This is a genomic window from Methylobacterium sp. BTF04 (assembly GCF_010692745.1).
Taxonomy (GTDB): domain Bacteria; phylum Pseudomonadota; class Alphaproteobacteria; order Rhizobiales; family Beijerinckiaceae; genus Methylobacterium.
In genome coordinates, this window is the sequence record NZ_JAAHTB010000038.1 from 26,260 (window position 1) to 42,301 (window position 16,042).

The window sequence follows — 16,042 nt, forward strand, 5'->3', positions numbered from 1 at the left end:
CTCTCGACAGATCGGGATGGCACCATACATCTGGCGGCATGACGCATTTCTCGACCACACGCCTCGCCCTCGGCGTTGCCACGCTTCTTTTCGCCGAACCGGCCCTGGCACAGACTGCGGTCAAGCTCGAGGGCCGTTGCGAGAAGCTGGTGATCGCTGGCCAGGATCTGAGCGGCAGCTGCAAGGGCACGCTCATGAACACGGTCTCGCGGAGCCGCACGAGCTTCGACTTCACCACCGGTGACGGACGCTCCTTGAGCTTTAGCGGAAACGGCGCGCAACAGGAGCGCACCGATGACACCGACCCGCTGCAGCCGATCAACCTGGTGATCCCGAGCGAGAAGACGAAGGATGGTGTGGTACAGGGCCCCCTGGTCGCCGTCGGCTCCTGCACCTTCACGTCGCCGCAGCCGGGAAAGACCGCCATCGCCTGTGAGGCCAATGCCGCCAAGGGCCGCTATGAGGCGACCTTCGTCACCGACGCCAAGCCGGCCGCGGGCGCCGAGACCAAGCCAGACGCGAGCGCACCGGGCAAGTGAACCGACCGGCTACAGCCGAATAGGATGCGCCCCGGTCTGGTCGGGACTGAGGGCGTACCCATCTATTGACGGAAGGCGCCGTCGTGGACAAACCCGACTTCGTCTTTAACAGAATTACCGACGCCCTGAGGACTTTATGCTCAACGACGCGCCCTCTCCCGGCGACCCGATCAAGGACGTGACGACGGCCAGTTTCCGTGAGGACGTCGTCGCCGAGTCGATGCAGCAGCCCGTGCTGGTCGATTTCTGGGCGCCCTGGTGCGGCCCATGCAAACAGCTCGCACCGCTGCTGCAGAAGGCCGTGCAGGCGTCGGCCGGCGCGGTGAAGCTGGTCAAGATGAACATCGACGAGCATCCGTCCATCGCTGGTCAGCTTGGGATCCAGTCGATCCCGGCCGTCATTGCCTTCGACAAGGGCCAGCCGGTGGACGGCTTCATGGGTGCCGTGCCGGAGGCGCAGATCAAGGAATTCATCGAGCGCCTCGGCGGACCGGCCGGCCCGTCGCCGATCGATGAGGCGTTGTCGGAAGCCGATGCATTGCTCGGCGTTGGCGATACGGCCGGCGCGGCGCAGCTCTATGCGGCGGTGCTCGCCGAGGAGCCCGAGAACCTCATCGCCATCGTGGCGCTCGCCAAGATCCAGCTCGACCTCGGCGAGATCGAGAATGCCAAGCAGTTTCTCGCCATGGCTCCCGCCGACAAGGCCGCCGACCCGGCATTGGCCGGCATGCGGGCTGCGATCGAACTCGCCGAAAAGGCCGCCGAACTCGGCGATCTCGGCGAGTTCCAGACCCGGATCGAGGCCGATCCATCCGATTTCCAGGCCCGTTTCGATCTCGCGCTCGGCCTTGCCGGGCTCAACAAGCGGGACGAGGCAGTGGACCAGCTCATCGAGATCGAGCGGCACGACAAGACATGGAACGAGGGCGCCGCACGCAAGCAGCTGCTCACGTTCTTCGAGGCCTGGGGCCTGATGGACAAGGCCTCCATCCGCGGCCGGCGGCGTCTTTCGACGCTGGTCTTCGCATGATGCGCCACACCAACGGCGGGACGACGCGATGAGCACGCATACCGGCTACAAGGGACCGGCCGACTGCCCCGGGGTCATCCCGGTCTTCCCCCTGCCCGGTGCGCTGCTTCTGCCGCGCGGGCAGATGCCGCTCAACATCTTCGAGCCACGCTACTTGGCGATGATCGACGATGCGCTGCGCACCGACCGGATCATCGGCATGATCCAGCCGGACGTCGAGGCGGGATCCTCGCCGATGACGCCGAGGCTGTTCCGGGTCGGCTGCGCCGGGCGGATCACCCAGTTCGCCGAGACCGGCGACGGCCGCTACCTCGTCTCGCTCACCGGCATCAGCCGGTTCCGGGTCGAGAGCGAGCTCGCCGTGACCACCCGCTACCGGCGCTGCCAGGTGTCCTATGACGGGTTCGCGGTGGATTTCGAGCCGCGCGCCGGCGAGGAGGCCGTGGATCGCGATGGTGTGCTCAAGGCGCTGAAGGACTTCGTCGAGGTCAACGACCTCAAGGTGGACTGGGCCGGCATCGAGGAGGCGCCCAACGAGGCGCTGGTGAATGCCCTGTGCATGATGAGTCCGTTCGGCGCGCGCGAAAAGCAGGCGATGCTGGAGGCCGCCGACCTCAAGACGCGGGCGGAGGTCTTGATCGCGGTGACCGAAATGGAGTTGGTGCGCGGGTCGGGCTCCGAACCGACGCTTCAGTGATCGTCGATCACCACACCGCCTTCGAGGAAACACGAGACATGGCCGCTGAATCCCAGAGCCCGGTCGAGGCGACCCGCGTCGACCCCAAGCTGCTCGAACTTCTCGTCTGCCCGCTGACCAAGACGACGCTCGAATACGATGCCGTCCGCCAGGAGCTGATCAGCCGGTCGGCCAAGCTCGCCTATCCGATCCGCGACGGGATCCCGATCATGCTGCCGGAAGAGGCCCGGCCAATCGACTGAGCGACGCCGTGTCGACGAACCTCTCGGCTGCCACCCTTCCGCGCGTCGCCATCGTCGCCACCGGTGGCACCATCGCCATGAAGAACGATCCTGTGACGGGGGCGCCGGTGCCGGCGCTGTCCGGCGCGGATCTCGTTGCGGCGGTGCCCGGTCTGACGCGCCTGGCCACATTGACGGTGACCGAGTTCGCCAACTTGCCGAGCACCTATATGGGGCCGGCACTGTGGCCGGCCCTGACCCGGACCGTCGAAGAACTTCTCGCTCACGACGATATCGCTGGGGTTGTCGTCCTGCACGGCACCGACACCCTCGACCAGACCGCGTTTTTCCTCGACCTGACGCTCATCGGCGACAAGCCCGTGGTGGTCATCGGGGCGCAGCGCAATGCGTCCGATCCCGATGGCGATGGCGGCCGCAACCTCCTCAACGCAGTGCGTCAGATCCTGGCGCCCGGCGCGCACGACATGGGCGTTACGGTGACGCTCAACCACAACATCAACGCCGCCCGCGAAGTCCGGAAGACCCACACCAACAACGTCGAGACCTTCAACTCCGGGGATGCCGGTTTCCTCGGTACCGTGGACGAGGACCGGGTGGTGTTCGCCCGCAAGTCCCTTCGGCGCCAGACGCTGCCGATCCCCGCCGCAATGCCGCGCATCGATGTGGTCGCGATGTATGCCGGCGCCGATGGCGCCCAGCTGCGCCATGCGGTGGATGACGGCGCCGACGCGATCGTGGTCAGCGCCTATGGCTTCGGCAACGTCAACGATGCCCTGCACGACGCGGTCGCCGAGGCCATCGCCAAAGGCGTCGTGGTGATCGTCGCGAGCCAGCTCGCCAATGGCCGCGCGCTGCCCGTCTACGGCTTCAAGGGCGGTGGCAAGACCTTGCGCGACGCCGGGGCGGTCTTCGCCGACGATCTCTCGCCGGACAAGGCTCGGGTGCTCGCTCTTCTGGCGCTGCCGATCACCCGCGACCGGGCGGCGTTGCAGGCGTATTTCGACCGATAGCAGCTCCCCGCAATCGGCTTCCGCCAGCACAGCGTCCAGCCCTCAAAGAAACCGCGCGAACAACGCATCGAAACGCCGAGCTTGCTCCAGTCACCGACTGTTCAGCTTGGTTCGGCGATAATGTTCATTCTGAAATAGTGAAGCGCGTCATAATCCTGCCGCTTCGGCACGTATCCTGTTGGCCTTCACACTCGATCGTCTGCTGGGGATGTCTTCGTGCCGTACGCGGCCGGGGTTCTGCCGAGCGTATTGCCGAAGGATGATGCATGTCGAAAATCGCCGTGACGCTGGCCCTGAGTGCCGGACTGTCCTCGCTCGCGATGCTGCCGGCGACCGCCCGCGATGGCGGCAATTTCAATGGTGCCTGGTCGGTGGAACTGGTGACCGAGAGCGGCATGGTCTGCGATAGCCGGTACAGCTATTCGGTCTCGGTGCAGGAAGGGCAGGTGCGCCTCGTCTCCGCCGCGGCGAGCGCGACGATGACGGGCCGCGTCGGCCCGGACGGCACCGTGGGTCTCAGCGTGTCCAACGGCTCGGCCACGGGCGCGGCGTCCGGCCGGCTCCAGGCACAGACCGGCGGCGGTACCTGGAAGGTGTCTTCGTTGTGCTCGGGGCGCTGGACGGCCCGGCGTCAGACGACGCGGACCGCCCAAGCGGAGTAGGTTTCGAGCCGGCTCTCTCGGCCTCAGGCCGTGGCGAGCCAGGTGCGCGCCTCTTCGATATGCGCACGGTCGAAGGTCTTGATCTTGGCGGGCGAGACCTTGCCGAAGGTGTCGGCGACCATGCGCAGCCACGACGCGTCGGTGACCAGGGCGACATGGCTGACGCCCTTCATCATCGCGAGGCCGAAGCGGACGTCCTTGAAGAAGGCGGCCGGCTCCATGCCCTTGAACTCGCGCACGTCCTCGAGGAGCTTGAGCTTGGCCCCCTTGTCGAGGTCGGCCTGCATCGCCGCGATGACGGTGTTCATGTCCTGATCGGTGATCTGCCCATCGACGACGATCTCGGCGACGTTCGATTCCGGCTTCTTGGTGTAGGTCAGCACGTGCAGTACTCCTCGGCTTAAGCCCGAACGCACCAAGCGAACGTCGGGCTGGTGTTATAGGAAACTTTGCGGGTCGACGTCGATGGCGACCTTCACGTTGCCGCGAACCTTCGGCCCACGCGCGATCCAATCGCGCAGATACGTCTGCAGGTCTACGCTCCGCTCCGTCTTCACCAGGATACGAAACCGGTAGCGGCCGCGGATAAGCGCCAGCGGCGCTTCGGCCGGTCCCAGCACCATCACCCCGTCCGGAGGGTCGGCGGCCCGTGCCAGCGCCTGCCCGTGCGCTTCCGCTACGTCGCGGTCGTTGGCCGAGACGATGAGGGCCGCCAGCCGTCCGAACGGCGGCAGGCCGGCGGCTTCGCGCGCGGCGATCTCCTCGTCGTAGAACCGCTCGACGTCGCCCGACAGCAGGGCTGCGATTACCGGGTGGTCGGGCTGGAAGGTCTGGACCAGCGCGCGACCGGGCTTCTCGCCGCGTCCGGCCCGGCCGGTGACCTGCTGCAGGAGCTGGAAGGTCCGTTCGGCCGCGCGCGGGTCGCCCGAGGTCAGGCCGATATCGGCATCGAGCACGCCGACCAGCGTCAGGTGCGGGAAGTTGTGGCCCTTGGCCACCAACTGGGTGCCGATGACGATGTCGCAGTCTCCATCGGCCACGCTCTGGAGTTCGGCGCGCAGGCGCTCGGCCCCGCCGGGAAAGTCGCTCGACAAGACGATGATGCGCTTGTCCGGAAACAGCGCCGTCACCTCCTCGGCGATGCGCTCGACGCCGGGTCCACAGGGCGTGAGGTTGTCGAAGGTGCCGCATTCCGAGCAGGATTCCGGGCGACGCTCGGCATAACCGCATTGGTGGCAGACCAGGGCCCGGCGGAAGCGGTGCTCCACCAGCCAGGTCGAGCAGTTGCGGCACTGGTAACGGTGGCCGCAGGCCCGGCACAGGGTCAGCGGCGCGTAGCCCCGGCGGTTGAGAAACAGCAAAGCCTGATCGCCCGCCGCCACGGTCTCGCGCACGGCAGCGATCAGGCTCGGCGCGATGAAGCTGCCGCGCTCGGGCTTATCAACGCGCATGTCGATGGCGGCGATGTCCGGCAGCCGCCGGCCGCCGAAGCGTTCGGGCAGGACGAGGCGACGGTAGCGCCCGCGCTCCGCGTTCACCCGGGTCTCGATGGACGGGGTGGCGGAGGCCAAGACCACCGGGCAGTTCTCGATCCGCCCACGCACCACCGCCATGTCGCGCGCGTGGTAATGCACCCCGTCCTCCTGCTTGTAGGCGGCCTCGTGCTCCTCATCGACGACGATGAGGCCGAGTCGCGCGAACGGCAGGAACAGGGCCGAGCGGGCGCCGACCACCACCGCGATCTCTCCCGCCGCGACCCCGGCACGGATGCGCTCGCGGCGCTTGGCTCCGATACCGGAATGCCAGGTGGCGGGGCGCACGCCGAAGCGCTCGGCGAACCGATCGAGAAACTGCGCCGTCAGCGCGATTTCCGGCATCAGGATCAACGCCTGGCATCCGCGCCGGACGCAATCGGCCACGGCCTCGAAATACACCTCGGTCTTCCCGGAGCCGGTGACGCCTTCGAGCAGGATGGTGGGCGCGCGTGGGGACGCGTCGCCGGCGCCGGTGATGAGTTTGCCGGGCGTCTCGGCTCCCGCCTCACCCTGTTGGTCTCCCTCTAGCAGAGGACTCCCGAGCCCGGCCTTCCCGGGGCGTTGCCCTCCGCCGGACTCATCCACCGCATCCGCAGGACACGCGGCGGCAGCGGCCGGATTCATCATCGCGATCAGGTCGCGCACGGCCCCGGCTTGCGCCTCCGACAGGGGCACGCGGGCATGGTCTGGATCGGGCGGCAGGGCGACCGGCTCGGGGGCGAGCGCCGTGGCCTCCAGCGCGCCGTCGTCGATCAGCCCGTCGACGACGCTGAGCGAGACCCCGGCCTCCTTGGCGAGCGCGCTCTTGCCACGCAGGGCGCCATCTTCGGCCACCGCCAGCACCTTCAGGCGGGCGGGCGTCGGACGGGTGGGCGCCTTGCCCGAGGCGCGCACGCCGATCCGCACGGTCTCGGCCTGGGCCGCCTCGTCGGGCAGCCGCAGGGTCATGGCCAAGGCCGAGCCCTTCGGCGCCAGGGTGTAGCGGGCGAGCCAGTCGACGAGTTCCCGCAACGGGCCGGAGAGCGGCGGCACCCCGAGCCGCCCCGTCACCGGGCGCAGGTTCGTACCCGATGGGCTCTCGCGCACCCCCCAGACCACACCCACGGTCTCGCGCGGCCCGAGCGGAATCTGCACCACGTCGCCGACCGCCAGGGTCAGCCCGGCGGGCACCGCGTAGCTGTAGGCGCTGTCGAGCGCGAGCGGGATCAGGATCTCGGCGACGCTGGGCATCGGTAGGGTTTGGCCTGGAACATACCCGGAATATAAGCATGAAGGAGCCGTTGCGCGACCGGGCGAACGCACGCCGCCTGATGCCCTTCTCCGACAGTCGGACTTGAAGACCTCCCATGATCCGCTCCGAGACCCGATCCGCCGACGCGACCCCGCGCCTCGAACTTCACGAAGTCTCCCTGCGCTTTGGGGCGACACGGGCCCTCGATGCGGTCTCGCTCCAGGTACGCGCCGGTGAGATCATCGCGCTGCTCGGCGATTCCGGCTGCGGCAAGAGCACGCTCCTGCGCGCCATCGCCGGCCTTGAGCGCCCGGATGCCGGCGAGATCCGCCTCGATGGCACGGTGGTGAGCGGTGGCCGGGAGGCCGTACCGCCGGAGGCCCGCGGGGTCGGGCTGATGTTCCAGGATTACGCCCTGTTCCCGCACCTGACGGTGGCCGAGAACGTGCGCTTCGGCCTCCATGGGCAATCGCGCGCGCAGGCGAAGGACGTCGCCACCGCCCGGCTGGAGCAGGTCGGGCTCGCAGACCGCGCGGGCGATTATCCCGGCACCCTGTCGGGCGGCGAGAGCCAGCGGGTGGCGCTGGCGCGCGCTCTGGCGCCGGGGCCGCGCATTCTCCTCCTCGACGAGCCGTTCTCGAACCTCGACCGGCGCACCCGCGACCGGGTGCGCGCCGACACCCTGTCGGTGCTGCGGGCGACGGCGACGACAACGCTCCTCGTCACCCACGATCCCGAGGAAGCGATGATGCTGGCCGACCGCATCGCCCTGATGCGGATCGGCCGCATCGTCCAGACCGGCTCGGGCGAGGATCTCTACCAGCGCCCGGTCTCGCGCTTTGCCGCCCGGTTCTTCGGCGCGCTCATCGAGATCGCCGGGCATTGCCGGGACGGCAGGGTGGCAACGCCATTCGGCCCCATCCCCGCTCCCGGTTTTGCGGAGGGGACCACGGTCCTCGCCTGCCTGCGGCCGGACGCCATCAGCCTGGCACCGCCCGGCGAGGGCCTGCCGGGGCGAATCGTCGACCGCACCTTCCTCGGCGCCAGCGCCATTCTGGAGATCGCAGTGGACAGCCTCGACGTACCCGTCGCCCTCGCTGTGCCCTGTTCCGACACGCATGCGCCGGGCGACACGGTGCATCTGTCGCTGTCGGATACGGGCAGCTTCGTTTTCGACGCCGCGGCGGATTGATCTGGCGAATGCCGGGTCGGATCCGGGCCCCGAAAGCGTCCGGCCCGTTTTAATCCCGCGCCGATCTGAGACAAATAGTCCTTATTATCAGGACAATGACAAACATCGTTCGCTCGGACAGACGAGCCAGTACTTTATAAATGCTCTAAACAAAAGTGTTTCCACTTGCTTTTCTGCCGCGATGCATCCGAAAGACACCGTGCAATGCAGGGAGTGTCTTGATGATCGGTCGGGTGGAGATGTTTGGGCTGGCGAGCCTGCTGGCGATCGTACCGCTGGGGGCCGCCACGGCGGCGGAAGTGAACCTCTACACCACCCGCGAGCCGGGCCTGATCAAGCCGCTTCTCGACGCCTATACGGCCAAGAGCGGCGTCACCGTCAACACGGTCTTCGTCGAGAAGGGCCTGGCCGAGCGCGTCGCGGCGGAAGGTGCCCGCGCCCAGGCCGACGTGCTGATGACCGTCGATATCGGCAATCTCATCGACCTCGTCGACCGCGGCCTCGCGCAGCCAGTGCGCTCGACGATCCTCGAAGCGGCGATCCCGGCCCCGTTGCGCGATGCGGACGGGCGCTGGTTCGCGCTCTCGATGCGCGCCCGCGTGGTCTATGCCGACAAGACGATGCCGCAGAAGTCCATCGCGTATGAAGAGCTCGCCGACCCGAAATGGAAGGGCAAGCTGTGCCTGCGCTCCGGTCAGCACCCCTACAACACGGCGCTGATCGCGCATCACCTGGTCAAGCACGGCCCCGAGAAGACCGAGGCGTGGCTCACCGGCCTGAAGGCCAACCTCGCCCGCAAGCCCGCCGGCGGCGACCGCGACGTCGCCCGTGACATCCTCGCCGGCACCTGCGAGATCGGATTGGGCAACTCCTACTATGTCGGCCTGATGCGATCGGGCCGGGGCGGCCCCGACCAGCAGAAATGGGGCGATGCCATCACGGTGGCGATGCCGACGTTCCAGGGTGGCGGCACCCACGTCAACGTCTCGGGCGCCGTGGTCGCCAAGAACGCGCCCAACCGCGAGGAAGCGGTCAAGCTCCTCGAATACCTCGTCTCCGACGCCGCACAGGGGCTCTATGCGAAGGCGGATTACGAATACCCGGTCAAGGCCGGCGCGCCCGTGGATCCGCTGCTGACGGCGCTCGGCCCCCTCGTCATCGATCCGGTGCCGCTCGCCGACATCGCCCGCAGCCGCAAGGCGGCGAGCCTGCTCCTCGACAAGGTCGGCTTCGACAACTGATCGCACCGCCCATGTCCGGGGCCTCTGCCGCGATTGCGGCCGACACGCCGCACGGCGCCGCGCCCGCCGCCGGCCAGTCCAGCCGGCGCGCCCGACGGGCCTCCTTCGCTTGGGGATTCGGGGCGCTGGCGCTCGCCCTCCTGGTCCTGAGCCCGGTGGTGTCGCTGGTGATCGCGGCGGCGCAGGGCTCGGGAGAGCTGTGGCCGCATCTCCTCGCCCATGTCCTGCCCCAGGCGATGCGCGAGACAGCCCTGCTGCTGGCCGGCGTCGGCCTCCTGGTGGTCGGCCTCGGGGCGGGGGCGGCGTGGCTCGTCACCGCCTATGAATTTCCGGGCCGGCGTTGGCTCGAGGCCGGCCTCCTGCTGCCGATGGCGGTACCGACCTACATCGTGGCGTACGCCTATCTCGACCTGATGCATCCGATCGGACCGGTGCAGACGGCGCTTCGCGGGGTCCTCGGCTACGCTCGGCCGCGCGATCTCGTCCTGCCGGACCTCCGCTCCCTGCCGGGCTGCATCCTGCTCCTCGGCTTCGTGCTCTATCCCTATGTCTACCTGCCGACGCGGGCGCTGTTCCTGATGCAGGCGGCCAACCTCGTCGAGGCGGCGCGCATGCTCGGGCGCTCACCCGCTTCGGTCTTCCTGCGCGTCGCCCTGCCAATGGCGCGCCCGGCCATCGCGCTCGGGGCGAGTCTCGCCCTGATGGAGGCCCTCAACGATATCGGCGCGGCGGAATTTCTCGGAGTGCGGACCCTGACGGTCCAGGTCTATGCCACCTGGGTCAACCGCTCGGATCTGGCCGGTGCCGCGCAGATCGCCTTGGTCATGCTTGTGGCGGTGGCGGCTTTGGTGGCGGTCGAGCGCCGGGCCCGGCGCGGCCGCGGTTTTGCCGGCACCGCGCAACGCAGCCGGGCCATGGCGCGTACGCCCCTGCGCGGTTGGGCGCCTGCGGGAGCCATGGCACTTGGGCTGGTGCCCGTCGCCATCGGCTTCCTGATCCCGGCCAGCTACCTCGCGCAGGCCGCCGCCACCCGGATCGCCCGAACCGGCTTTCCCGAGACCATCCTGCCCGAGATCGGCAATACCCTCCTGTATGCGGGCCTCGCGACGGCGATCGCGGCGCTGTTGGGCGTCCTCGTGGCCTGCGCGCCCCGCCTCGTCTCGGAGCGGTTCGGGCCGGCCCTGATCCGGGTGGCGAGCCTCGGCTACGCGCTGCCCGGTGCGATCCTGGCGATCGGCCTGCTCGGCCCGCTGGCGCTGGCCGATACGGCCGTCTCGGCGGCGTTGCAGGCGACGCTCGGAAGCGCCCCTGCCCTCATCGGCCTCGGCACCGGCAGCGCCCTCGTCATCGCCTACCTCATCCGCTTCCTCGCGGTGAGCGTCGGCACCTGCGAGGCGGGACTCGCCCGGGTGCCGCCCAGTCTGCCCGATGCTGCCCGGATGCTCGGACGCGGCCCGACCGCGACGCTTCGGCATGTCCAGCTCCCGCTGACCTGGCCGGCCGCGCTGAGCGGTGCGCTCCTCGTCTTCGTCGATTGCGTCAAGGAGTTGCCGGCGACGCTGTTGTTGCGCCCGCTCAATGTCGAGACGCTCGCGACCCATCTCTACGGTGAGGCCGCGCGCGGCACCTATGAGGACGGCACGATCGCCGCCCTCCTCATCGTCGCCGTCGGTCTGATTCCGGTGGCGATCCTGCTACGCCTCGGTGCGCCGCACGCGGATGGGCGCGCAAACCGGCGGGAATCTTGAGCCGGCCACACCCTTGACGCACCCATATCGGCCGCCCTAGAAGGCCCTCGGATCGAGCGCGTCATCGCCTCGAACCAGCGATGGCATGGGCGGTTGGCTCAGCGGTAGAGCGTCCCCTTCACACGGGGAAGGTCACAGGTTCAATCCCTGTACCGCCCACCATACCGCACGCAAACAGCCTCATCGCAACGGTTTTTCCGATCTGTCGAAGTCACGGCTCGCTGGCGCAGGGCGGCTGAAACCGTGGCCTATTTTCCAACCGCTATCGCTCCATCGATCGCACGGTCGACCTGCGCGAGGCAGGCTTTTCGCGACGATCCGGCAGCGCCCGTACAGTCAAGGAACGGGCTTCGCGTCGGCCGGGGTCCCTCGTCGCCAGAGAGACAGCCTCGGCTACGATCAGAATACCGCGTCCTGCACCCGGAACCGGGCGAAGCGGCGTGCCAGCATGGGCAGCACGGCCAGGTTGAGGATCGTCGAGGTGATGAGGCCTCCGAGGATGACCTGCGCCATCGGCCCCTCGATCTCGCGGCCGGGTTCGCCCGCGCCCAGCGCCAGGGGCAAAAGCCCGAACCCCGTGACCAGGGAGGTCATCAGGATCGGCACGAGGCGGTCAGCGGCGCCCTCGACGGCCACGGCGGCATCCCAGGTCCGGCCCTCCACGAGCACGAGGTGCTCGTAATGCGCGATCATCATGATGGTGTTGCGCAGGGAGATGCCGAACAGCGTCACGAAGCCGATGATCGAGCCGAGCGAAATTACGGCGCTGGTGGTGGCCACCGCCAGAACGCCGCCGACGAACGCGAACGGCATGTTGACGAGAACCAGGGCGAGGTTGGTCAGCGATCCCGTCACGATGACCAGCAGCAGGACGATCCCGAGCCCGGCGAGCCCGGCGTACAGAACCAGGTCGCGCCTCGCCATGGCCTGCGCCTCGGCCGCACCGTCGATACCGATGTAGACGCCGGACGGCAGCTTCACCTCCCGGGCGATCTTGCGCTTCACGGCATCGGTGAACGAGGCGACGTCGCGCCCCTGGACGTTGGCCGTCACCACCCGGACGCGCTGGGCGCCGAAATGGCCGACCGAGTAGCGGCCTGAAGTCTCGTACACATCCGCCACGTGCGCGAGGCGGATGTAGGTGCCACCCGGCGTGCGCAACGGCAGATCGCCGAGCGTCGACAACCGCGTGCGCGTGGCGGAATCGAGCACCACCACGACGTTGAAGACGGCGTTGCCCTCATAGGCCTGGCCGACGGTGTCGCCCTGATAGGCCGTGCGCACGATCTCCAGCACCTCGATGGCATCGAGCCCCCAATGGCGCAGGTCGTTCGGGCGCAGGCTCACGTTGATCTGCGGCAGGCCCGGGGGAGATTTGAGCTGCACGTCCGCGGCGCCGCGCACCTCGGCGAGTTCCCGTGCCACGTCGCGGGCGGTCGCCTCGATGGTGTCGAGATCCGCGCCGTAGACGCTGACCACCACCGGCGCGGTGAAGCCCGAGACGACCTCTTCGATGCGCTCGGTCAGGAAGGTCTTCAAGGAGAAGCTCGCGCCGGGCGTCGCCAGCATCAGCGCCCGGATGCCGGCCTCGGCCCGCTCCTGCGCCGCGCCGTCGAGATCCGCGGCGAGATCGATGTGGATCTCGCTGTCCTGCGTGCCGCCGAGATCGTAGCCGGCCTCGGCACGGCCGACCTGCTGGGCCACGGCGCGCACCCCGGGCACGGCCTTCAGGCCCGCCGTGACGCGCTCGCCGAGCCGCAGCGTCTCCCGCAAACCGGTGCCGGGCGCCGTGGTCATGTGCAGGATGAGGTGGCCTTCCTTGAGATCCGGCAGGAAGGTCCCACCCAGCAGCGGCACCAGCGCGGCGCTCAGGAGCGTCACGGCGAGGCAGGCGACGAGGACGAGGCGCGGGTACCGATCGATCCGCCCGAGCAGGCGGACATAGACCCGCCGCGCGGCGCGGGTCACCGGCGGATCGGCGAGCGGCAGGGTCTTGCGATCGGCGAGCAGCAGGCGGGCGAGCGCCGGCGTCACCGTCAGGGCGACGGCAAGCGACGTCAGCACCGCAAGGATGTAGGCAAGCGCCAGAGGCCCGAACAGGCGGCCGGGCACGCCGGTCAGCGCGAGCACCGGCAGGAAGACGAGCAGCACCGCGAAGGTGGCGTAGGCGATCGAGACGCGCACCTCCAGGATGGCGTCCAGCACCACCCGCGCTCCGGCCACCGGAGAGCCCGCACGGCGGTTGTCGCGCAGCCGGCGCATCACGTTCTCGACGCCGATCACCGCGTCGTCGACCACCTCGCCGATGGCGATGGCCAGACCGCCGAGCGTCATCGTGTTGAGGCTCTGGCCGAAGGCACCGAGCACGAGCACCGCCCCGATCAGCGAGAGCGGAATCGCCGTGACGCTGATCAAAGCCGTCCGCCAGTCGAACAGGAAGACGAACAGGACGACCACCACGAGGACGCCGCCGAGCGCCAGGGCCTGGACCACGTTGCTGGTGGCTTGCGTCACGAAATTCGCCGGCCGGAACAGATCGGAGCGCAGGACGATATCGTCGCGTTCGAGGCCGGGGCGCAGCTCGGCCAGGGCCGCGTCGACCCTGGCGGTGACGTCGAGGGTATTGGCGCCGTACTGGGCGCCGACCATCAGCAGCACCCCCGGCTTGCCGTCGACGAGCGCCGCGCTGATCGCCGGCTCCGGTTCGGCCGCCACGTCGGCGACGTCACCGAGCACCACACTGGCCCCGCCCTCGTTGATCAGGACGGTGCGGGCGATCGCCTCGGGGGTGAGGGATTGCCCCTCGGTCTGGAGGGTGATGCGCTGGTTGATGGTGTCGACGAAGCCCGCCCCGCGCACGCCCGTCGCCTTGCGTCCGGCGGCGAGCACGTCGTTGAGACCGACGCGGAAGCGGAAGAGATCCTGCGGCCGGACCTGGATGCGGATCGAGCGCACGTCGCCGCCATAGACCAGCACCTCGCCGACGCCGGGGGCGGCGAGCAGGCGCAGGCGCACGCGCCAATCCGCGATCGTGCGGAGATCCATGAGCGAGCGCGTCGGCGAGGTCAGTCCGATCAGCAGCACCGAACTCGTCGAGGAGGTCAGCGCCGTCATCGCCGGCTGCAGCACACCCTGAGGCAGCCGGCCCGCCACGGAGGCCAGGCGCTCGTTCACCAACTGGCGCACCCGGTAGATGTCGCTGCCCGACCCGAAGGTCACGGTGATCACCGAGAGCCCCTGGATCGAGTTCGAACGCACGGTGGCGAGCCCGGGCAGGCCGGCCACAGCGACCTCCACCGCCTGGGTGACCAGCACCTCGACCTGCTCCGGGTTGAGGCCGGGCGCCTCGGTCTGCACCGTCACGGTGGGTGGGGCGAATTCCGGGAAGACGTCGTACTTGGCGCCGCCGAGGGCGACGAGGCCGTAGAAGGCGAGCGCGAAGGCCAGGGCCAGGACGATGCCGGGCCGCCGCACGGCGAAGGCGACGAGGCCTGCCTGCAAACCTGAGCTCACACGGGCGTGCGGTACGGCGGGACCATCGCTCCGCGACGCTCCGGGCGCGAGCCGTTCATCGGGCGTGCTCAATCGTCGTCCGCCTCTCCGGAGGCCTGAATCTGTCCCCTCAGCTCCTCGGAGAGCACCGTCTGCGCCCCGGTCACGATGATCTCAGCCGCCGGACCGAGGTCGTCGACGATGGAGGTGTCGGCTGAGATCGGCGCATCGCTCCGGATCGGGTGACGCACGAAGGCGTCGTCGCCGACGCTGCGGTAGAACCAGGCACCGCCCTGCCAATGCACCACCGCACTTTCGGGCACGCTGATCCCGGTGGTCTCGCGATCCGAGGTCAGGAAGGCGAGGGCGCTCATGCCGGGCAGGAGGCCGCTATCGCCGGCGACGGTGTAGAAGTAGCTGACCCCTTGGACGCGCTGGTCGGTCCGCGTCGCGGGCGAGACGTAGCGCAGGGGGACGCGCTCGCTCTGTGGCGGCACCTCGGCGAAGGCGATGGCAGGCGGTGCCTTCAGGGTCTCGCCGGGTGGCAGCGTCACCTGAACCAAAAAGTCGATCCGCTCGATGAGCCGCGTCACCAAGGGGCTGCGCGCGACGATGGCTTTGCCGATCACCGGTCCCCATTCCTGCTGAGCGGTGGCGGACAGGGTGCGAATCTGCGACTCGGCCACCGTCACCGCCGCCTGATCGGTGATCGCGGTGCCTTCGGTGAGCTCGATCTGTGCGGCGGTCACCACCCCGGTGCTCAGGCTCTTCGCTCGCCGTGCGGCGCTGCCGGAGACCTCGGCGCGGGCCTTGGCGGCCTGGAGCGCCGCCACTGCGCCCGCATAGCTGTTGGTGAGATCCGTGACGCGGGCGAGGTCGATGACGCTGCCGTAGGCCTGCGACTCGATTCGGTGGGGACCCCGCACGAGCCGCGCCGTCTCGACACCGATCCGGGCCTGTTCCGCGTCGGTCAACCGCACGACCACCCGGCCGCCTTCCAGCGCCGTTCTGGCGGGCACCTGGCCTTGCTTGGGACCGGCTCGCTGAGCCGTGACCAGCGGTGCGGCGGAGACCCGATCACGCACATTCGCGATCAGGGGACCAGCCCACCCCCGGAGGCCGGCGCCGGTTTCCGTCAGCATGACTACGCAAAGCACGCATATGCAGAGGACGAACCCGGCGGACAGGATCGCCCGCCCTCGCATCGCAAAGCCTTTCTGGCGCCCGCGTGTCATCTGCGGCTTGCCACTTCTGCCCGGCTTTCGTGACGTGGTCCACCCGAGCGTTCGGCGATGTCGGACTTAGCCACACCGGCGGAACAGCGCGGGCGCGGCATCGTCTGGACGTTCGTTCACGCGATGATCTTCGCTAGAGCGTTTTCGGTCTGTGCTGAGTCGCGCGTTCGGGGTTCACGCGGAGGCTT

Annotated in this window: 13 protein-coding genes and 1 tRNA gene; 10 read left to right on the forward strand and 4 right to left on the reverse strand. The window is 68.9% G+C overall.

Features of this window, described 5'->3' with window-relative positions; genetic code table 11:
- Positions 1 to 38: 38 nt before the first annotated feature.
- From G3T14_RS18670 to G3T14_RS18695, 6 genes are all read left to right on the forward strand, one after another.
- The gene (locus tag G3T14_RS18670) at positions 39 to 539 is read left to right on the forward strand and encodes a hypothetical protein (protein ID WP_163644045.1); all 501 of its coding nucleotides are present in this window, start codon (positions 39 to 41) and stop codon (positions 537 to 539) included.
- A gap of 136 nt (positions 540 to 675) precedes the next feature.
- Positions 676 to 1,569, forward strand: coding sequence for a thioredoxin (gene trxA, locus G3T14_RS18675; protein WP_163644046.1), 894 nt, complete (start codon positions 676 to 678; stop codon positions 1,567 to 1,569).
- Between the two features lie 28 nt (positions 1,570 to 1,597).
- Positions 1,598 to 2,266 carry an LON peptidase substrate-binding domain-containing protein gene (locus tag G3T14_RS18680; RefSeq protein ID WP_163644047.1) on the forward strand — a complete coding sequence of 223 codons (669 nt, stop codon included), beginning with the start codon at positions 1,598 to 1,600 and terminating at the stop codon, positions 2,264 to 2,266.
- A gap of 38 nt (positions 2,267 to 2,304) precedes the next feature.
- Complete coding sequence (locus tag G3T14_RS18685) at positions 2,305 to 2,508, forward strand: Trm112 family protein (RefSeq protein WP_163644048.1); 204 nt, start codon at positions 2,305 to 2,307, stop codon at positions 2,506 to 2,508.
- Between the two features lie 8 nt (positions 2,509 to 2,516).
- Positions 2,517 to 3,518 carry an asparaginase gene (locus G3T14_RS18690; protein WP_348645305.1) on the forward strand — a complete coding sequence of 334 codons (1,002 nt, stop codon included), beginning with the start codon at positions 2,517 to 2,519 and terminating at the stop codon, positions 3,516 to 3,518.
- Between the two features lie 266 nt (positions 3,519 to 3,784).
- Positions 3,785 to 4,180 carry a hypothetical protein gene (locus G3T14_RS18695; RefSeq protein ID WP_163644049.1) on the forward strand — a complete coding sequence of 132 codons (396 nt, stop codon included), beginning with the start codon at positions 3,785 to 3,787 and terminating at the stop codon, positions 4,178 to 4,180.
- 23 nt (positions 4,181 to 4,203) lie between these two features.
- Here G3T14_RS18695 and G3T14_RS18700 read toward each other — a convergent pair whose 3' ends face one another.
- Both G3T14_RS18700 and G3T14_RS18705 read right to left on the reverse strand, forming a co-directional pair.
- Positions 4,204 to 4,563, reverse strand: a complete 360-nt coding sequence (locus G3T14_RS18700; RefSeq protein ID WP_163644050.1) for an STAS/SEC14 domain-containing protein — start codon at positions 4,561 to 4,563, stop codon at positions 4,204 to 4,206.
- 54 nt (positions 4,564 to 4,617) lie between these two features.
- Entirely contained in the window at positions 4,618 to 6,945 is a 2,328-nt protein-coding gene (locus tag G3T14_RS18705; RefSeq protein ID WP_163644051.1) for a primosomal protein N', read from the reverse strand.
- A 116-nt stretch (positions 6,946 to 7,061) separates the two neighbouring features.
- Here G3T14_RS18705 and G3T14_RS18710 point away from each other — a divergent pair, with 116 nt between their 5' ends.
- The 4 genes from G3T14_RS18710 (at position 7,062) to G3T14_RS18725 (ending at position 11,289) form a co-directional block, all read left to right on the forward strand.
- Positions 7,062 to 8,138 carry an ABC transporter ATP-binding protein gene (locus G3T14_RS18710; protein WP_163644052.1) on the forward strand — a complete coding sequence of 359 codons (1,077 nt, stop codon included), beginning with the start codon at positions 7,062 to 7,064 and terminating at the stop codon, positions 8,136 to 8,138.
- Between the two features lie 239 nt (positions 8,139 to 8,377).
- Complete coding sequence (locus tag G3T14_RS18715) at positions 8,378 to 9,379, forward strand: extracellular solute-binding protein (RefSeq protein ID WP_246733420.1); 1,002 nt, start codon at positions 8,378 to 8,380, stop codon at positions 9,377 to 9,379.
- An 11-nt stretch (positions 9,380 to 9,390) separates the two neighbouring features.
- Positions 9,391 to 11,127: an iron ABC transporter permease gene (locus tag G3T14_RS18720; protein ID WP_163644054.1), complete on the forward strand. Its 1,737-nt coding sequence runs from the start codon at positions 9,391 to 9,393 to the stop codon at positions 11,125 to 11,127.
- Between the two features lie 87 nt (positions 11,128 to 11,214).
- A tRNA-Val gene (locus tag G3T14_RS18725) sits at positions 11,215 to 11,289 on the forward strand.
- 237 nt (positions 11,290 to 11,526) lie between these two features.
- Here the strand turns inward: G3T14_RS18725 and G3T14_RS18730 are convergent.
- Positions 11,527 to 14,640 carry an efflux RND transporter permease subunit gene (locus G3T14_RS18730; RefSeq protein ID WP_348645306.1) on the reverse strand — a complete coding sequence of 1,038 codons (3,114 nt, stop codon included), beginning with the start codon at positions 14,638 to 14,640 and terminating at the stop codon, positions 11,527 to 11,529.
- A 68-nt stretch (positions 14,641 to 14,708) separates the two neighbouring features.
- Positions 14,709 to 15,824 carry an efflux RND transporter periplasmic adaptor subunit gene (locus tag G3T14_RS18735; protein ID WP_163644061.1) on the reverse strand — a complete coding sequence of 372 codons (1,116 nt, stop codon included), beginning with the start codon at positions 15,822 to 15,824 and terminating at the stop codon, positions 14,709 to 14,711.
- Positions 15,825 to 16,042: the final 218 nt, after the last annotated feature.

Bases quoted from the DNA above. Each gene is read 5' to 3' on its own strand.
- G3T14_RS18680 (WP_163644047.1), top strand. From the start codon at position 1,598: ATGAGCACGCATACCGGCTACAAGGGACCGGCCGACTGCCCCGGGGTC.
- trxA (WP_163644046.1), top strand. From the start codon at position 676: ATGCTCAACGACGCGCCCTCTCCCGGCGACCCGATCAAGGACGTGACG.
- G3T14_RS18720 (WP_163644054.1), top strand. From the start codon at position 9,391: ATGTCCGGGGCCTCTGCCGCGATTGCGGCCGACACGCCGCACGGCGCC.
- G3T14_RS18685 (WP_163644048.1), top strand. From the start codon at position 2,305: ATGGCCGCTGAATCCCAGAGCCCGGTCGAGGCGACCCGCGTCGACCCC.
- G3T14_RS18670 (WP_163644045.1), top strand. From the start codon at position 39: ATGACGCATTTCTCGACCACACGCCTCGCCCTCGGCGTTGCCACGCTT.
- G3T14_RS18710 (WP_163644052.1), top strand. From the start codon at position 7,062: ATGATCCGCTCCGAGACCCGATCCGCCGACGCGACCCCGCGCCTCGAA.
- G3T14_RS18735 (WP_163644061.1), bottom strand. From the start codon at position 15,824: ATGCGAGGGCGGGCGATCCTGTCCGCCGGGTTCGTCCTCTGCATATGC.
- G3T14_RS18715 (WP_246733420.1), top strand. From the start codon at position 8,378: ATGTTTGGGCTGGCGAGCCTGCTGGCGATCGTACCGCTGGGGGCCGCC.
- G3T14_RS18705 (WP_163644051.1), bottom strand. From the start codon at position 6,945: ATGCCCAGCGTCGCCGAGATCCTGATCCCGCTCGCGCTCGACAGCGCC.
- G3T14_RS18695 (WP_163644049.1), top strand. From the start codon at position 3,785: ATGTCGAAAATCGCCGTGACGCTGGCCCTGAGTGCCGGACTGTCCTCG.